We start from the raw sequence: 16,302 nt of genomic DNA, 5'->3' as shown, positions 1-16,302 counted from the left end.
GGCCGCCAGATAGGCCGTGGCACGGCTGGCGACCTCCTCGGGCACCGCCATCAGGCGAAAGATGGGCATCATCGTGAACCACAGCAGCGCCGCGGCGACCATGCCCAGAGCGAGGGCGATCCACAGCGCCTGGTGGACGCTGGGGCGGATCCCTGCCGTACGACCACCCCCCAGCAACTGGGCGACGATCGGCGTCAGCCCCATCAGGGTGCCGGTCATGAACAGCATCAACGGCATCCACAGGCTGGAGCCCACCGAGACCGCCGCCAGGTCGGTGGCGCTGAGTCGCCCGGTCATCATCACGTCGACGACGCTCATCCCGGCCTGAGCCAGCTGGGCCCCGCAGATGGGCAGCGCCAGGCGCATCAGGGGGCGCGTTTCCTTGCGGCTGGTGGCCAGCAGGCGTGAGGCAAACGAGGCCAAGGCAGCAGCTCCATGCGTGTGGAGGTAAGGGCGGTATCGTCGGGCCCGGGACGAGCGCCGGCAGGCCGTCCAGTCTATCAGGAGGCAACGATTTTCGCGCCGCGCTTCCTTGCCCCTATAATGTCGACCTTTACACCTTCCAGGAGCCTGCGTGAGCCACCGACTCGAGGATGTCATTGCGCTGTTCGACGGCCTCTTCCTGCCCCGCTACCAAACTCGCCTGGTGCGCGGTGGTGACGAGCCGCTCTACCTGCCGGCAGACGAGGCCTGCCCCTGGCACCGGGTGATCTTCGCCCGCGGCTTCTACGCCAGCGCCCTGCACGAGGTCAGCCACTGGTGCATCGCCGGGGATCGTCGGCGTCGACTCGAGGACTACGGCTACTGGTACCTGCCCGACGGCCGGGATGCCGGCCAGCAGCGCCAGTTCGAGGCGGTGGAGGTTGCGCCCCAGGCGCTGGAGTTGCTCTTCTCGCAGGCTTGTGGCCGGCCCTTCCAGGTCAGCGTCGACAACCTGGGTGAGGTGGAGGTCGACCGAGAGCGCTTCCAGGCCCGGGTCGAGGCGCGTGCCGAGCGCTATGTGCGCGAGGGCCTGCCGATCCGTGCCACGGCTTTCCGGCGGACCCTGGCGGCCTTCTACCAGGAGGGGGCCGGCCTCGAGGAGGCCGTGGCGACTGGGCGCCGTCGGCTCGGGTCGGCAGGGTCACGTCCCGTCGAGCGAGCCACGGATCTCCCGGAGCGCTCGGGGGTCTAGTCCCGCTCAGTCCTCGCCGTCCTCGCCGTCCAGTAGCTGACCATCGAAGGGGAGGGCCTCGGGAGGTGCGACGCCCGGGTCGAGGCGCTGGTGCAGGTTGAGCATCACCGCCACCTCGTGCTCGGGACGCAGCGGCTCCAGGCCCAGCTCGCCGAACAGCTCGCCCCGGGCCCGGGCCCAGTCGCCAGGGTCGAGCTCATTGTAGAGACTGTCTGCCGGGGCCAGTTCGACGAAGGGGTCGAGGCCGTAGGTGTCGAAGAGTCGCGAGATCGCCGCTTCGTCATCACTTACGCCTGCCGTATAGAGGGTTTTGCTGAAGTGGTCATTCTCCAGTTCGCGGATCACGTCCAGCGGGCTCACGCCCATGCTGTTGAGCTCCTCCAGGCTGTATTCGCCCAGCGAGACCATCTCGTTATCCAGCCAGTCGTCGTCCGGCTGGATCAGGGTATGCTTGATCCGCCCGTCGGATAGCGTCCAGGCAATGGCCAGCGGCAACCCGCCGTCCTCGCCGGTCTCGACGGCGATGAAACCGGGAATCTCTTTGCTCTCGGGGCCGGCCATGTCAGGGCTCCTCATGTTCGATGGTGGGTTGCGTCTCGCTCGCCGGCAGGCGGAAGAAGGCGAGCGCAGTGGCGGTGGTGGCACGGGCCAGCGCGGCCTCGTCCATGCCCCGCCACTGGGCAATTTCTCTCACGACCCAAGGCAGCAGGGCCGGTTCGTGGCGTCTGCCCTTGAGTTTGGCAGGTAAATTGCGCGGCAGCAGGTAAGGGCAGTCAGTTTCCACCATCAGCCGGTCCAGGGGGATCTCGCCGACCAGCTCCCGCAGGTGGTGGCCGCGGCGCTCGTCGCACAGCCAGCCTGTCAGGCCGATATGCAGGTCCAGGTCCCGGTACGCGTAGAGGGTCTCGCGGTCGGCGGTGAAGCAGTGCACCACCGCGTCTCCGATGTCGTTTCGCCAGGCATGCAGCATCTCGCGCATGCGGCGTCCGGCATCGCGCTCATGCAGGAACAGAGGTTTGCCGCTCTCCGCCGCCAGGCCGAGTTGGGCCTCGAAGGCGCGCTCCTGTTCGGCGGGTGTGGAGAAGTTGCGGTTGAAGTCGAGGCCGCACTCGCCCACCGCCACCACCTCGGGCTGGCGGTGCAGGTCGCGCATGGCCTGCTCCAGTGCCGAGCCCCAATTGCTGGCATCGTGGGGATGCACCCCCGCGGTGGCGAAGAGCCCCGAATGGCGACGGGCCAGCGCTACGGCCTGTTCGGCGTACTCGCGGTCAGTGCCGGTGAGGATCAGCGTGGTAACGTTCGCTGCCCGGGCACGGGCCAGCACCGCCGGCAGGTCCCTGGCGAAACTCTTGTGGGTCAGGTTGGCGCCGATGTCCACCAGCGGGGCGGGCGAGGTGAATCGCAGGGCCTCGGGAAGGGTGTCGTCGAAGGTGTCGGTCGGGGCAACCACGTTGAAACTCCATCAGGGATCAGCCGCGCATTGTACCTGTCGCCACGTCGGGCCGGCCATGCGTTACACTAGCGCCCTCAATGAATGAAGAGGTGAGCGCGTGACCCTGCTACGTCTGGAACAGCTGCAACTGGCCTACGGCACCCATGTGCTGCTCGACGGCGCCGACCTGGTGCTGGAGAAGGGCGAGCGCCTCGCCCTGGTGGGGCGCAACGGCACCGGCAAGTCGACCCTGCTCAAGCTGGTAGCCGGCGAGATCCAGGCCGATGGCGGTAACATCTGGCGTGCACCGGGATTGAAGATCGGGGTGCTCGCCCAGGAGCTGCCGGATGCCACCGGCCAGACCATCTTCGACGTGGTGGCTCAGGGCCTCCCCGAGGCCGGTGAACTGCTCTCCGAGTATCACCACCTGATCCACGACGAGGAGCCGGACATGCGACGCATGGCCGAGCTGCAGACACGGATCGAGGCGATCGATGGCTGGTCCTTCCATCAGCGCATCGACGTGGTGCTGACCCGTCTGGGGCTGCCTGCCGACGCCGAGATGGTTGCCCTCTCCGGTGGCTGGCGCCGCCGCGTGGCACTGGCCCGGGCGCTGGTCGCCGAGCCCGACCTGCTGCTGCTGGACGAGCCCACCAACCACCTGGACCTGGACACCATCGCCTGGCTGGAGGAGCAACTGCTGGACTTCAATGGCGCTGTGCTCTTCATCACCCACGACCGGGCCTTCCTGTCGAGGCTCGCCACGGCGATCCTCGAGCTCGACCGTGGGCGCCTGGGCCGCTACCCCGGGGATTACGCGGCCTACCAGGAGCAGAAGAACCACGAGCTGGAGGTCGAGGCCCGGGAGCATGCCGAGTTCGACAAGAAGCTCGCCCAGGAGGAAGCCTGGATTCGCCAGGGCATCAAGGCACGGCGTACCCGCAACGAGGGCCGGGTGAGGGCGCTGGAGCAGCTGCGCCGGGAGCGCAGCGAACGCCGCGAACGCCAGGGCAAGGCCTCGCTCGCCGTCGACAGCGGCGGGCGTAGCGGCAAGCGGGTGGTAGGCCTCGAGCACGTCACCCAGCGCTTCGGCGATGAGGTGGTGATCGACGATCTCAGCCTGGAGATCCAGCGTGGCGACCGCATCGGCTTCATTGGCCGCAATGGTGCCGGAAAGACGACACTGCTCAAGATCCTGCTCGGGGAGCTCGAGCCAACCGAAGGCAAGGTGCAGTTCGGGACCAAGCTGCAGGTCGCCTACTTCGACCAGCTGCGCGCTGGGCTGGAGCCGGAGAAGAGCGTCTACGACAACGTGGCCCAGGGGAGTGATCGCATCGCCGTGGGCGGCCGCGACCGCCACGTGATGAGCTACCTGCAGGACTTCCTGTTCACCCCCGAGCGGGTCCGCCAACCAGTGAAGGCACTCTCCGGTGGCGAGTCCAATCGCCTGCTGCTGGCCAAGCTGTTCACCCAGCCGGCCAATGTCCTGGTGCTCGACGAGCCGACCAACGACCTCGACGTCGAGACCCTGGAACTGCTCGAGGAATTGCTCCTCAACTTCGACGGCACCCTGCTGCTGGTCTCCCACGACCGCGCTTTCATGGACAACGTGGTGACCAGCGTGCTGGCCTTCGAGGGCCAGGGGCGGGTGCGCGAGTACGTGGGCGGCTACAGCGACTGGGTGCGCCAGGGTGGTCGGCTGCCGCCAGCGCCCTGGGAGGGGGCGGCGCGTCAACATGCCGAACCTGTGGCCCCGGCGGCGAGCGATACCCCGGCACCGGCCAAGGCAGCCTCCGAGGCTGCTCCGGCGAGCCGGCCGGTCAAGCTCTCCTACAAGCTGCAGCGCGAGCTCGATGGCCTGCCGGCCGAGATCGAGCGCCTCGAGGAAGCGATCGCGTCCTTCGAGGCACAAGTGGGCGATCCGGCCTTCTATCAGCAGGATGCCGAGACGGTCTCGGCGACCCTGCAGTCGCTCAACGACACCCAGGCCGCGCTGGAAGCCGCGATGGAGCGCTGGATGGAGCTGGAGGCGATGGCGGCCGGCGAGTGACAAGGGGATGATTCGCTGGCGTCGGGCCTGAAACCTCAAAGGCGCCTCGGAGGCGCCTTTGCGGTGAGGGGAGGGTTGTTATTCCTCGCTCTCCTCGCCCTTGGCACCCACCCGCACGGCCAGCACGTCGCACTGGGCACCGTGCAGTACGCCGGTAGAGGTGGAACCGAGCAGCAGGGCGAAACCATGGCGGCCATGGGAGCCGACCACGATCAGGTCGACCTCTTGCTCTTCGGCGAAGCGGTGGATCTCGGTGTCGGGCATGCCCACCACCACATGCTGGTTCTCGCGGGGCACATGACTGTCGGCGATCTCCGCCAGGCGCTGCTTGGCGTGTTCGTCGAGCTGATCCTGGATGCTGGTGAGGTCCATGGGGATGTCGCCGCCATAGGCGAAGCCCAGCGGCTCCAGGGTGTGCATGATGGACAGCTTGGCCTTGTTGCGGTCGGCGATCTGCATCGCCCGCTCCAGCACTTTGTGGGAGTCCTTGGTCAGGTCGACGGCGACCAGGACATGACGATATTCATTGCTCATGGTGTGACTCTCCGTTCAGCGTCCAGCGTGTTTTGGATGCTTCCACTCTAGGACGCCTTGCGTGACAAGACAACGACTTGCATCAAGATTCACAAGGAGAACGGCATGGCCTGGTTGATCATTCTCGTCGCGGTGATGCTGGTGATTTCACCGGTACTCTGGATCAAGCCGAGCCCGCGCCAGAAGCGGGTGGCACAGATGCGCACGGCCATGAGCCGGGCGGGCGTCACCGTCAAGCTGGACAAGCCACCGTTTCATGAAGCCAGGGGTGTCATGCCCCACTACCGCTGGCCCTATCCGCCGCAACAGCCTGGTCCTGACTTCACGCTGGTGCGAGACGCTGAGGCCGGACCGGCGCTCAAGCCGTTCCGGCATGGTTGGTACTGGCGCTTCGAACCGCTGCGGCCACTGCCGTCAGCGGCCGAGGCACCGCTCGAGGCGTTGCTGACGCGCTTGCCTCTGGATGCCATGGTGCTGGAGTCGAATAGGACGGCTCTCGGCCTCTGGTGGTGGGAGTCACAGGATGCCGAGCGTTTCTCCAGCTACCTGGAAGACTTCACGGCCTTGCGTGATGCCCTCGCTGGGCGTCCCGACCATCCCGAGAAGGAGGTGCCCCTGGAGGGCCCGCGTGCTTGACGGTGTCACTCCGCGTCTTCACGGGCCTGGATCGCCAGGCCGTTCTCCTCGATGCGTGACAGCAGGCTCGCCAACTGGGCGACTTCGGCGTCATCGAGACCGGCCAACATCTCGCTCCGTGCCTGGCTGACCACCGCATCGATCTGCTCCAGCAGCGGCGTGGCCTCGGGAGTCAGGTAGATACGCTTGGTGCGGCGGTCCTGCTCGCAGCCGCGCCGCTCGATCAGACCCTGCTCGGCGAGCTGGTCCAGCGTACGGACCAGCGAGGGGGCTTCGACGCCGATGACCCGGGCCAGGTCGCACTGGGGCTGGCCATCACCGAGCCGCCAGAGATGGTAGAGGGTGATCCAGCGGGTCTGGGTCAGGCCCAGCGGCGACAGTCGCCGGTCAATGACGGCGCGCCACAGACGTGGCACGCGGGACAGCTGGAAGCCGATGTTCTGGTGCATGGGTCTGTGCATCCGGGAGAAACCTCTCCGGATTGTCGGAACCGTTAGCGTGGAATGCAAGCAGGCTTATCATTGCACGTCCTCGTCCGTTCCAGCGTCATCGCCTGACTCCTGCTCGCCATCCGGGGTCGCTACGGCCCCTGGCGTGGTGGGCGCCTTCGTTGGCGACTCTCCGCCACCCTCCGCGGCTGTGTCGTCGGAGGACGGTTCGGGGCGGGGCAGCAGCTGACGGATATCCAGGCCGGGAATGCCCGAGGGCCGCTGGATCGTGCCGTCCGCCAGGGTGGCCGCCTGGGCGTCGTCACTTACCGTGAAGCGCAGCATGCCGATCCGCTGGCCGCTGTCGGTCATCACGTCGATGCGCCATGCGCCACGCGCATCCTCGGGGAAGTTCTGCTTGTGGCTCCAGGCCCGGTAGCCGGCCGCACGTCCCCCCTGGATCTCCAGCGGGATACGGTCGACCTCCTCGCCGTCCTGTCGCCATACATGCACCACCTCCTCGCGCAGGCCGCGGGGAGCATGGATCGCCGTGAAGGCATAGAGCCCCTCGCTGGCCAGAGCCGCCGGGGTCAGGGGGGTGCTGCCGACCGGTCTCCTGGCCTCGGTATCGAACTCGGGCGAGAGGGCACTGCCCGAGATCCACAGGCTGGCCGGCGGCACCCAGGCGCGGCCCGCCCAGGCCACGCCGGCCAGCAACGGCAGCAGGGCCAGCATCGCCAGCCAGCGCGAGGGGCTCATGGGCCGCAGCAGGTGCATCAGGCTCGGCAGGCTGAACAGCACCATGGCGCCGATGGCCAGCAGCAGGCTCTGGCCGGTGGTCAGGTGCAGCAGGGTGGGCAGGGTGACCAGGATCACCAGGAACACGCACTGCGCATGGAAGGCGAAGTAGAGCCAGCGCAGCCGACCGGCCAGCCGATAGTAGAGCGGGTCGAGGATCGACAGCAGCGCCATGGCCAGGACCAGCAGGGTGAAGAGTGCCTGGCCGCTGTGCCATACCGTGGTGGCGAGCAGGAAGGGCAGGGTGAAGAACAGGGTCTCCTGGTGGATCAGCTGGGCGATGAAGATGGTCACACCCCGGGGCAGGGGCGGATAGCCACGCCGGACCAGCAGTCGGCCGATCAGGCTCTCGTAGAGCAGCAGCACCCAGGCCAGCAGCATGCCCAGCGCCAGCATTCCGCCCAGCCACTGCTGGCGCTCGACCAGGAAGAAGCTCCCCAGCCCGGCGGCCAGGGCCATCGGGGGCCACAGCCAGCTCCACGGACGGGCACGCTCCACCAGGCGTTCGAGGCGGGACTGCCAGGCGCCGAGGCGCGGCGACGGCCTGCCGGCGGCCGTGGAGGCAGGAGGGGGGGAGGCGTTCCTCGGCGGTTCTCGGTTCATCCGTCGAGTCTAACAGCGCCCGTCCCGCTGGGGTGAGTCGTCGGGACCTGCCATGCTGTCGGCAGGGGCTTGACGTTCGGGATCGGCTGCACCAAGCTGTCGAAAATCAAACGGCCGTATGAATTCCTGCATGGAGGTTCGTGGATGATCTATCAAGGCAATGCCATCACGGTGGCGCGTGGTCCCGAGGAAGGAGGCGATGCCATCGCCATCCTTGCCTTCGACCTGAAGGGCGAGTCCATCAACAAGCTCTCCAGCGCCGTGGTGGCGGAACTGGGCGAGGCCGTCGCGGCTATCCGTGCCGAGAAGGGGCTCGAGGGGCTGGTGATCGGCAGCGCCAAGGCAGCCTTCATCGTCGGTGCCGACATCACCGAGTTCCACGGCATGTTCGAGCAGGGTGCAGAGCAGCTCGAGGCCATGCTCGAGCGGGTGCACGGCATCTTCAATGCCATCGAGGATTTGCCGTTCCCCACCGTCACCGCCATCAATGGCCTGGCCCTGGGTGGTGGCTGCGAGATATCCCTGGCCACGGACTTTCGCGTCATGGCCGAGTCCGCGAAGATCGGCCTGCCCGAGACCAAGCTCGGCATCCTGCCCGGCTGGGGCGGCTGCGTGCGCCTGCCGCGGCTCATCGGCGCCGACAACGCCATCGAGTGGATCGCCGGTGGCACCGAGAACCGCGCCGAGGCTGCCCTGAAGATGGGGGCGGTGGACGCCGTGGTGCCGGGCGAGCAGCTGCAGGCCGCGGCCCTCGACATCCTGGCCCGCGCCCACCGGGGAGAGCTCGACTACCAGGCCCGCCGCGCCGAGAAGAGCACGCCGCTCACGCTCGGCCCCATCGAGCAGATGATGACCTTCGAGACCGCCAAGGGCTACGTCAAGGGCAAGGCGGGGCCGCACTACCCGGCGCCGGTGGAGGCCATCAAGGTGATCCAGAAGGGCGCCGGCGAGTCGCGCGCCCGCGCCCAGGCCATCGAGGCCAAGGCCTTCGCCAAGCTGGCGCTCTCCGAGGTGGCCTTCAACCTGGTCGGCCTGTTCATGAACGACCAGGTGGTCAAGAAGAAGGGCAGCCAGTACGAGAAGCAGGCGCGGCCCGTCCAGCAGGCGGCGGTGCTCGGCGCCGGCATCATGGGGGGCGGCATCGCCTACCAGAGCGCCTCCAAGGGCACGCCCATCCTGATGAAGGACATCAAGGAGGAGGCCATCGAGCTCGGCCTCAAGGAGGCCCGCAAGCTCTTCGCCAAGCAGGTGGAGCGGGGCAAGTTCTCCACCGGGCAGATGGCCGAGAAGCTCAGCAACATTCGCCCGACCCTCTCCTATGGCGACTTCGGCCACGTCGACCTGGTGGTCGAGGCGGTGGTCGAGAACCCCAGGGTCAAGGATGCGGTGCTCACCGAGGTGGAAGGCCAGGTGGGAGAGGAGACCATCCTCACCTCCAACACCTCGACCATCTCCATCACCCGCCTGGCCGAGAACCTCAAGCGCCCGGAGAACTTCTGCGGCATGCACTTCTTCAACCCGGTGCACCGCATGCCGCTGGTGGAGGTGATCCGTGGCGAGAAGACCGGCGACGCCGCCGTGGCGGCCACCGTGGCCTACGCCCGGGCCATGGGCAAGACGCCCATCGTGGTCAACGACTGCCCGGGATTCCTGGTCAACCGCGTGCTCTTCCCCTACTTCGGCGGCTTCAGCCAGCTGGTGGAGCAGGGCGCCGACTTCCAGCAGATCGACAAGGTGATGGAGACGTTCGGCTGGCCCATGGGCCCCGCCTACCTGCTCGACGTGGTGGGCATGGATACCGCGGTGCACGCCGGCGAGGTGATGGCCGAGGGCTTCCCGGAGCGCATGGCCGGCATGGCCGGTGAGCGGGGCGATGGCCAGGGCAAGAGCGCCATCCAGGTGATGTTCGAGAACGACCGCCTTGGACAGAAGAATGCCAAGGGCTTCTACGCCTACGAGGAGGACCGCAAGGGCAAGCCCCGGAAGGTCATCGACGAGGCCGCCATCGCGCTGATCAAGGAGGTGGCCCGGGAGCGCCGCGACTTCTCCGACGAGGAGATCATCGCCCGCATGATGGTGCCGCTGTGCCTTGAGACCGTGCGCTGCCTGGAGGACGACATCGTCGGCAGTCCGGCCGAGGCCGACATGGCGCTGATCTACGGCATCGGCTTCCCGCCGTTCCGCGGTGGCGCGCTACGCTACATCGACGCCATGGGCGTCGACGCCTTCGTCAGCCAGGCGGAGCGCCTGGCCGAGGAGCTCGGCCCGCTCTACGCGCCCACCGAGAAGCTGCGCCAGATGGCCGCCGCCGGCGAGACCTTCTATGCCAGCCAGGCCCAGGGCTGACGCGTCCACAGGATATGCCACGCAACGGTCAGGACGTTCCGGACACTATTTAAGGAGCTATCGATGAGCTTGAATCCGAGAGACGTGGTGGTGGTCGACTGTGCCCGCTCCGCCATGGCCAAGGCGAAGCAGGGGGCCTTCCGCCACGTGCGCGCCGAGAACCTCTCCGCCGCGGTGATGCAGGCGCTGTTCGACCGCAACCCGGGGCTCGACCCGGCCGAGGTCGACGACGTGATCTGGGGCTGCGTCAACCAGACCCTGGAGCAGGGCATGAACATCGCCCGCAACGCGGCGATCCTCACCGGCATCCCGCACACCGTGCCGGCGCAGACGGTCAACCGCCTGTGCGGTTCCTCGATGAGCGCGCTGCACATCGCCGCCGCCAACATCCGGGCCGGCATGGGCGAGTTCTACATCATCGGCGGCGTGGAGCACATGGAGCACGTGGGCATGACCCATGGCGTCGACGTCAACCCGGCGGCCAGCAAGCACGTGGCCAAGGCGGCCATGATGATGGGGCTGACCGCGGAACTGTTGGGCAAGATGCACGGCATCTCCCGCAAGGAGCAGGACGCCTTCGGCGTGCGTTCGCACCAGCGGGCCCAGGCGGCGATGGAGAACGGCGGGTTCGACCGTGAGATCATCGGCATCGAGGGCCATGACGCCAATGGCTTCCGGGTGCGGATCGACCGCGACGAGGTGATCCGCAACGACGCCAGCCTGGAGAAGATGGCCGAGCTCAAGCCGGCCTTCGACCCCCGCGGCGGCACCGTCACCGCCGGTACGTCTTCGGCGCTCTCGGTGGGGGCGGCGGGCATGGCGGTGATGAGCTACGAGCGCGCCAGGGCCCTGGGCCTCGAGCCCATCGCCCGGGTGCTCTCCACCGGCGTGGCCGGCTGTGACGCCTCCATCATGGGCTATGGACCGGTGCCGGCCTCGAAGAAGGCGCTTAAGAGCGCGGGCCTGACCATCGACGACATCCAGACCGTGGAGCTCAACGAGGCCTTCGCCGCCCAGGCGTTGCCGGTGCTCAAGGACCTGGGCCTGCACGACGCCATGGACGACAAGGTCAACCTCCATGGCGGCGCCATTGCCCTGGGCCACCCGCTGGGCTGCTCCGGGGCGCGCATCAGCACCTCGCTGCTCAACGTGATGCAGGAGCGCGATACCACCTTTGGCCTGGCGACCATGTGCATTGGTATGGGGCAGGGCGTGGCCACGGTGTTCGAGCGGCTCAAGTAACCCGCCCGGCCGGGGACGGTAACGCAAGACGGCACCCCGAAGGTGCCGTCTTGCGTGGTGAGGCCTGCTCTGGTTCCTCGGGTGGCGTGCTGGTGGATGCGGTTATTGTCTTGTTGTCACGCGAACAGCCGATGTGGCTTCAGAAGCGTCGTTGGAATCCCTGCTCGTAGGCAGGGTTTTTTGAGGTATAGCAGTTGCTCAAGCGCCGGTGGGACTATCAACGGAATTTCATCATATATGGTTAGATCACGCCGGCCTCGAGCCCCGCTGCCATCGTCATGCCTAGCTCTTCTACCTGATCGGCAAAGGCGTCCTGCCAGTCCCCGCGCAGCACGAGAGACTCCTGCACCCACTTCCAGCGCAACCCGGTGACGATTCCCTCCACCGCCCGGCAGGTGCCTGTGCCATCGCGGCCGGCACGGACATAGAGCGCACAGGGCAGTCCCTGCGTCTTTTCCAGGACCGGGTAGTAGCTGCGGTCGAAGAAGTCCTTCAATGCCCCGCTCATATAGCCCAGGTTCTCGGTGGTGCCGAGCAGGATGGCATCGCAGGCCAGCACATCCTCGGGACCTGCCTCCAGCGGCGCCCTGACGGTGACCTCGACACCCTCGATGTCGGGGTGGCGGGCACCGCGCTCGGCGGCTTCACGGAGCCTGAGAGTATTGGCCGAGGGGGCGTGGGCGACAATCAGCAGGCGAGGCATGGCGGTCTCTCGGGTTGAACGCGTGGCTGCCGGCCATCATGCCATGGAGAGGTGGCGTTGACAGGCGCCAGGCTTTCTTCGACGCTGAGTCGGCGTTATCGCACCGTCATCCCGACAATTCGATATCCAGGGAGGTTGATCACCATGGCCTTTGCACTCTCGACCATGCAGTTGCACAGCCCGGCCTTCGCGGCGGGGACTGCCATTCCGAGGCAATACACGGGGGAGGGTGACGACGTCTCGCCGGCGCTTTCCTGGCAGGACGCGCCGGAGGGCACCAAGGGCTTCGCGGTGATCTGTCACGACCCGGACGCTCCCCTGGTGCAGAACGGCAGCTACGGTTTCGTGCACTGGGTGCTCTACAATCTGCCGGCCTCCACCACCGCGCTCGAGGAGAACAGCGGCGAGGGCACTGCGGGGCTCAACGACTTCGGCAAGAACGGCTATGGAGGCCCCATGCCGCCGGATGCCCACGGGGTCCACCGGTATTACTTCTGGGTGCTGGCGCTGGACAAGGCCACCGACCTGCCGGAGGGGCTGTCGCTGCCCGAACTGCTCAAGCAGGTCGAGCCCCACCTGCTCGGCATGAACCGCCTGGTGGGTACCTACCAGCGCGACTGATCCGGGCGGTGTTGCGTTGCTCCTGAAGAGCAAAAAGAGCAAGAAACGCAAGCGGGCCCGCGTCATCCATCGACGCGGGCCCGCGGCGTTAATCTCCTCGGCTCAGGTAGCGACCTCTCCCGGGTCCGGGGCGGCCACGTCCTCGTGGTCGATCACCACGTGCTCCAATTCCTCGCAGAACGCCTCCAGGGCCTCGCTGGTGTGGCCCGGTCGGCGGTGCAGCTCGATCTCTACCTGCCCCAGGGACGGCAGGCCTTCCGCTTCGCCGACGATGCGGCATCCCGCGGGAATACTGCGCGGGGTCTTCACCGTCATCGCCAGGCCCGCTTGCACCGGCAGGTTGATGCCGGTGGGAGACTGGCTGGAATAGTGCACCTCCCAACGTCGCTCCTCGCGGCCCAGGGCCGAGAGGGCATGGGCGCGGAAGATGCACCCCTCGGGGTTGAGCGCCAGGGGCAGAGTCTCCCAGCTCGCCGGTGAGACCTCCTCGGCCACCACCCACACCATCGGCTCCCAGCCGAGCAGCTGGCCCGACTGGGTCGGCAGATGACGGATCGATAGCACCACGTCCAGCAGGCCCTCCTGGAAGCGCTTCACCAGGCTGGCGCTTATGTCGCAGTGGATCTCCAGGCGGGTATCGGAAAAGCGCTCGGCGTAGCGGGGCAGCAAGGCGGGCAGGTAGGCGGCGGCTTGCTCCTCGGAGGTAGCGAAGCGGATCAGTTCACCGCGCTGCGTCTCTCCCAGGGCCTCGCGGGCCTCATCCTCGAGCTTGAGCATGTGGCGGGCATAGGGCAGTAGTCGCTCGCCTGGGGCGGTCAGCAAGACGCTGCGACTGGTGCGCTCCAGCAGCGCCTGGCCCATTTGGTCCTCGAGCCGCTTGATCTGCAGGCTCACCGCCGACTGGGTGCGATGCAGCACCTTGCCGGCGGCGCTGAAGCCCTGGCACTCGGCCACGGTGACGAAGGTGCGAAGTAGCACGGTATCCATGATCAATGAGCTCTTGAAATTGGTTATATCTCAATCATTCATTTTTATTATGGATGAGTCATCACTATGCTGTCCAGCATGTACTCGAAACCGGAGCAATCAATGTCTGTGGACACCTCGGACCACGCCAGCAACGCTTCCCTGCAAGGCCTTATCGACCTGGCCCACTATCCCATCGACAACCTGGACAGTCCGGCCGGCCGCGAGCTGATCGAGAGCTGCCGCCGCCAGCTCGACGAGGATGGCTGCGTGGTGCTCAAGAATTTCGTGCCCGAAGCGGCGCTGGCGCGTCTGGAGCGCGAGACCGAGCGTCTCTCGCCGGAGGCCCACTACAACCAGACCGAAACCAATCCCTACAACAGTGCCGGCGACCCCGCGCTGCCCGAAAGCCACCCCCTCAACCGCTTCGACGATCGTACCAACGGCTTCGTCGCAGGCGATCGCATCGACGGCGACACCATTATCCGCCAGGTCTACGAGCATCCCGGTTTCCAGCACTTCATCGGTGCCGTGGTGGGCATGGAGGAGATCCACCAGTACGCCGACCCGCTGGCTGACCTGGTGGTCAACGTGCTGCGTGAGGGCTGTCAGCACCCTTGGCACTACGACACCAACGAGTTCATCGTCACCATGATGACCCGCCAGTCCCACGGTGGTGGCCGCTTCGAATATGCCCCGGGCATTCGCAGCCCCGAGGGCGAGAACTTCGCGGAAGTGGAGAAGGTGATCGACGGCGACCGCTCGCGGCTCAAGTCGCTCGACCTTCAGCCCGGCGACCTGCAGGTGTTCTTCGGCCGCTACTCGCTGCACCGGGTCACCCCGGTGGAGGGCGAGAAGGAGCGCCATACCGTGATCTTCGCCTATGCCAAGGAGCCGGGCTTCATCGGTCGCCCCGAGCGCGCCGAGCGTATCTTCGGACGCATGGCGCCGATCCACGAAAGGCTGCTCAAGGAAGGCATGAACCGCACGGACAGTCTGGCCGACTGAACCCCGAGTCCAATGTTCCCCTGCCTGCCCTAAGCCATGGCCGCGCCCCAAGCGGCCACTGCCCTGATGACACAACGAGAGACCCCCCATGAGCATCGTAGAGTCAGAAAAACTGACCGACAGCGAACCGGATCAGATTCCGGTCGTGCCTTCGGCCCCGATGGCCAACGGCGACAGCATCCCTACTGCCTTCGACCCCAAGCAGCTCCGCGCCGGGCGCCTGGAGCGCCTGCGTGCCATGATGGCCGAGCAGGGCTACGCCGCCCTGGTGCTGTTCGATCCCAACAACCAGCGCTATGCCACCGGCTCGCGCAACATGTTTGGCTACTTCCTGCGCAACTCCACGCGCTATGTCTACGTGCCGCTGGAAGGCCCGATCATCCTCTTCGAGTACCCAGGCAGCGCCCATATCTCCACCTGGCTGGAGACCATAGACGAGTCGCGCACCTCCAAGGTGGTGTGGTCGGCGGTGAACCAGCGCGACAACCTCTCCTCTGACCCCTTCGGCGTGGAGATCGCCGAGCTTGTCCAGGAGCATGGTCGCGGCAACAAGAAGGTCGGCCTGGACCGCTGTGCGCTCAACCTGGCACGCTCGCTGGAGTCCCAGGGATTGGATGTCTACGACTGCATGCAGGACACCCTTCACTGCCGGCGTATCAAGACCCCCGAAGAGATCGCCTGCCTGGCCCAGTCCATGGCGGCAAGCGAGGCATCGGTGGCCGAGGTGGAAGCCGCCATCAAGCCTGGTGTCACCGAGAACGAGCTGTTCGCCATCATGTACGGCGAGGTGATTCGTGGCGGCGGCGAGTTCATCGAGACCCGCCTGCTCAACTCGGGGCCGCGCACCAATCCCTGGTTCCACGAGGCCAGCGATCGCAAGATCCGTCCCGGCGAGCTGGTGGCGCTGGACACCGATACTATCGGTTGCCACGGCTACTACTCCGACTTCTCGCGCACCTTCCCGGTGGGCCCGGGGCGTCCCAGCGCTTACCAGCGCGAGATCTACCGCATGGCCTACGATCAGGTGCACCACAACATGGACATCCTCAAGCCGGGGATGAGCTATCGCGAGATCGCCGATAAGGCCTGGAAGATTCCCGAGCGTTTCCTGGATCGTCGCTACCCCTCGATCATCCACGGGGTGGGCATGCATGGCGAGACTCCGTTGGTGGCCCACCACATGGACTTCGAACGTTTCTCCTCGGACGGCATCCTCGAGCCCGGCATGGTGGTCTCGGTGGAGAGCTACATCGGGGAGGTGGGTGCCGCCGACGGCGTCAAGCTAGAGGAAGAGGTGCTGATCACCGACACCGGCATCGAGAAGCTCTCCCGCTACCCGTTTAACGAGGCGCTGCTCGGCCGTGAATATTGAAGCACCAGGACGCGACATGCAGACTCTGACCCACTGGATCGGTGGCGAGCGCCTGGAAGGCGAACGCCACCTGGACGTGACCAACCCGGCCAGCGCCGAGGTGATCGGCCGCGTGCCGATGGCTGACACCGCGACAGTCGAGCGCGCCATCGATGTCGCCCGGGCGGCACAGCCGGCCTGGCGCGATACGCCGCCGGCCAAGCGCGCCCAGGTGATGTTCCGCTTCAAGATGCTGTTGGAGCGCGACGCCGATGAGATCTGCCGGCTGGTCGCCGAGGAGCACGGCAAGGTGCTCGAGGACGCCATGGGCGAGCTCAAGCGCGGCATCGAGAACGTCGAGTACGCCTGCGGTGTGCCGGAGTTGCTCAAGGGCCAGTACTCCCATAACG

At 66.7% G+C, this 16,302-nt stretch carries 17 protein-coding genes; 9 read left to right on the top strand and 8 right to left on the bottom strand.

Annotated features, from left to right (window positions below; all coding sequences use genetic code 11):
• The coding region (locus RI841_RS06480; RefSeq protein ID WP_405000918.1) for an MATE family efflux transporter at nucleotides 1–366 on the bottom strand (366 nt) is incomplete at its 3' end.
• A gap of 208 nt (nucleotides 367–574) precedes the next feature.
• Here RI841_RS06480 and RI841_RS06475 point away from each other — a divergent pair.
• A complete protein-coding gene (locus RI841_RS06475) occupies nucleotides 575–1,174 on the top strand; it encodes an elongation factor P hydroxylase (protein WP_310704764.1) in 600 nt (199 codons plus the stop codon).
• A 6-nt stretch (nucleotides 1,175–1,180) separates the two neighbouring features.
• Here RI841_RS06475 and RI841_RS06470 read toward each other — a convergent pair whose 3' ends face one another.
• Entirely contained in the window at nucleotides 1,181–1,735 is a 555-nt protein-coding gene (locus tag RI841_RS06470) for a hypothetical protein (RefSeq protein ID WP_310704763.1), read from the bottom strand.
• A 1-nt stretch (nucleotide 1,736) separates the two neighbouring features.
• Complete coding sequence (locus tag RI841_RS06465; protein ID WP_310704762.1) at nucleotides 1,737–2,624, bottom strand: TatD family hydrolase; 888 nt, start codon at nucleotides 2,622–2,624, stop codon at nucleotides 1,737–1,739.
• Between the two features lie 100 nt (nucleotides 2,625–2,724).
• Between RI841_RS06465 and RI841_RS06460 the strand changes: the two genes are divergently transcribed.
• Nucleotides 2,725–4,656, top strand: a complete 1,932-nt coding sequence (locus tag RI841_RS06460) for an ATP-binding cassette domain-containing protein (RefSeq protein WP_310704761.1) — start codon at nucleotides 2,725–2,727, stop codon at nucleotides 4,654–4,656.
• Nucleotides 4,657–4,734: 78 nt separating this feature from the next.
• Here RI841_RS06460 and RI841_RS06455 read toward each other — a convergent pair whose 3' ends face one another.
• The gene (locus tag RI841_RS06455; protein ID WP_310704760.1) at nucleotides 4,735–5,190 is read right to left on the bottom strand and encodes a universal stress protein; all 456 of its coding nucleotides are present in this window, start codon (nucleotides 5,188–5,190) and stop codon (nucleotides 4,735–4,737) included.
• Nucleotides 5,191–5,295: 105 nt separating this feature from the next.
• Between RI841_RS06455 and RI841_RS06450 the strand changes: the two genes are divergently transcribed.
• Nucleotides 5,296–5,826 carry a preprotein translocase subunit YajC gene (locus RI841_RS06450; RefSeq protein WP_310704759.1) on the top strand — a complete coding sequence of 177 codons (531 nt, stop codon included), beginning with the start codon at nucleotides 5,296–5,298 and terminating at the stop codon, nucleotides 5,824–5,826.
• 5 nt (nucleotides 5,827–5,831) lie between these two features.
• Here RI841_RS06450 and slyA read toward each other — a convergent pair whose 3' ends face one another.
• Both slyA and RI841_RS06440 read right to left on the bottom strand, forming a co-directional pair.
• Nucleotides 5,832–6,275 carry a transcriptional regulator SlyA gene (gene slyA / locus RI841_RS06445; protein WP_310704758.1) on the bottom strand — a complete coding sequence of 148 codons (444 nt, stop codon included), beginning with the start codon at nucleotides 6,273–6,275 and terminating at the stop codon, nucleotides 5,832–5,834.
• 69 nt (nucleotides 6,276–6,344) lie between these two features.
• Nucleotides 6,345–7,655 carry a DUF5924 family protein gene (locus RI841_RS06440; protein ID WP_310704757.1) on the bottom strand — a complete coding sequence of 437 codons (1,311 nt, stop codon included), beginning with the start codon at nucleotides 7,653–7,655 and terminating at the stop codon, nucleotides 6,345–6,347.
• Between the two features lie 144 nt (nucleotides 7,656–7,799).
• On the opposite strand from RI841_RS06440, the gene fadB reads away from it, so the two are divergent.
• A complete protein-coding gene (gene fadB, locus RI841_RS06435; protein ID WP_310704756.1) occupies nucleotides 7,800–10,001 on the top strand; it encodes a fatty acid oxidation complex subunit alpha FadB in 2,202 nt (733 codons plus the stop codon).
• Between the two features lie 63 nt (nucleotides 10,002–10,064).
• Nucleotides 10,065–11,243, top strand: coding sequence for an acetyl-CoA C-acyltransferase FadA (fadA, locus tag RI841_RS06430; RefSeq protein WP_310704755.1), 1,179 nt, complete (start codon nucleotides 10,065–10,067; stop codon nucleotides 11,241–11,243).
• 241 nt (nucleotides 11,244–11,484) lie between these two features.
• On the opposite strand, the gene RI841_RS06425 is transcribed toward fadA, so the two are convergent.
• On the bottom strand, nucleotides 11,485–11,946 hold the full coding sequence (locus RI841_RS06425; protein ID WP_310704754.1) for a flavodoxin family protein: 462 nt from the start codon (nucleotides 11,944–11,946) through the stop codon (nucleotides 11,485–11,487).
• A 144-nt stretch (nucleotides 11,947–12,090) separates the two neighbouring features.
• Here RI841_RS06425 and RI841_RS06420 point away from each other — a divergent pair, with 144 nt between their 5' ends.
• A complete protein-coding gene (locus RI841_RS06420; RefSeq protein ID WP_310704753.1) occupies nucleotides 12,091–12,567 on the top strand; it encodes a YbhB/YbcL family Raf kinase inhibitor-like protein in 477 nt (158 codons plus the stop codon).
• Between the two features lie 102 nt (nucleotides 12,568–12,669).
• Here RI841_RS06420 and RI841_RS06415 read toward each other — a convergent pair whose 3' ends face one another.
• Nucleotides 12,670–13,554, bottom strand: a complete 885-nt coding sequence (locus RI841_RS06415) for a LysR family transcriptional regulator (RefSeq protein WP_310704752.1) — start codon at nucleotides 13,552–13,554, stop codon at nucleotides 12,670–12,672.
• 102 nt (nucleotides 13,555–13,656) lie between these two features.
• On the opposite strand from RI841_RS06415, the gene RI841_RS06410 reads away from it, so the two are divergent.
• The 3 genes from RI841_RS06410 to RI841_RS06400 all read left to right on the top strand — a co-directional run.
• Nucleotides 13,657–14,541 carry a hypothetical protein gene (locus tag RI841_RS06410; protein WP_310704751.1) on the top strand — a complete coding sequence of 295 codons (885 nt, stop codon included), beginning with the start codon at nucleotides 13,657–13,659 and terminating at the stop codon, nucleotides 14,539–14,541.
• A gap of 88 nt (nucleotides 14,542–14,629) precedes the next feature.
• Nucleotides 14,630–15,913: a Xaa-Pro peptidase family protein gene (locus RI841_RS06405; protein ID WP_310704750.1), complete on the top strand. Its 1,284-nt coding sequence runs from the start codon at nucleotides 14,630–14,632 to the stop codon at nucleotides 15,911–15,913.
• Nucleotides 15,914–15,929: 16 nt separating this feature from the next.
• Nucleotides 15,930–16,302: aldehyde dehydrogenase family protein (locus RI841_RS06400; RefSeq protein ID WP_310704749.1), on the top strand; the 373-nt coding region annotated here is incomplete at its 3' end.

Source organism: Halomonas sp., assembly GCF_031581305.1.
In the GTDB taxonomy this organism is placed as follows: Bacteria; Pseudomonadota; Gammaproteobacteria; order Pseudomonadales; family Halomonadaceae; genus Halomonas.
This window is presented reverse-complemented; position numbering and strand designations above follow the sequence as displayed.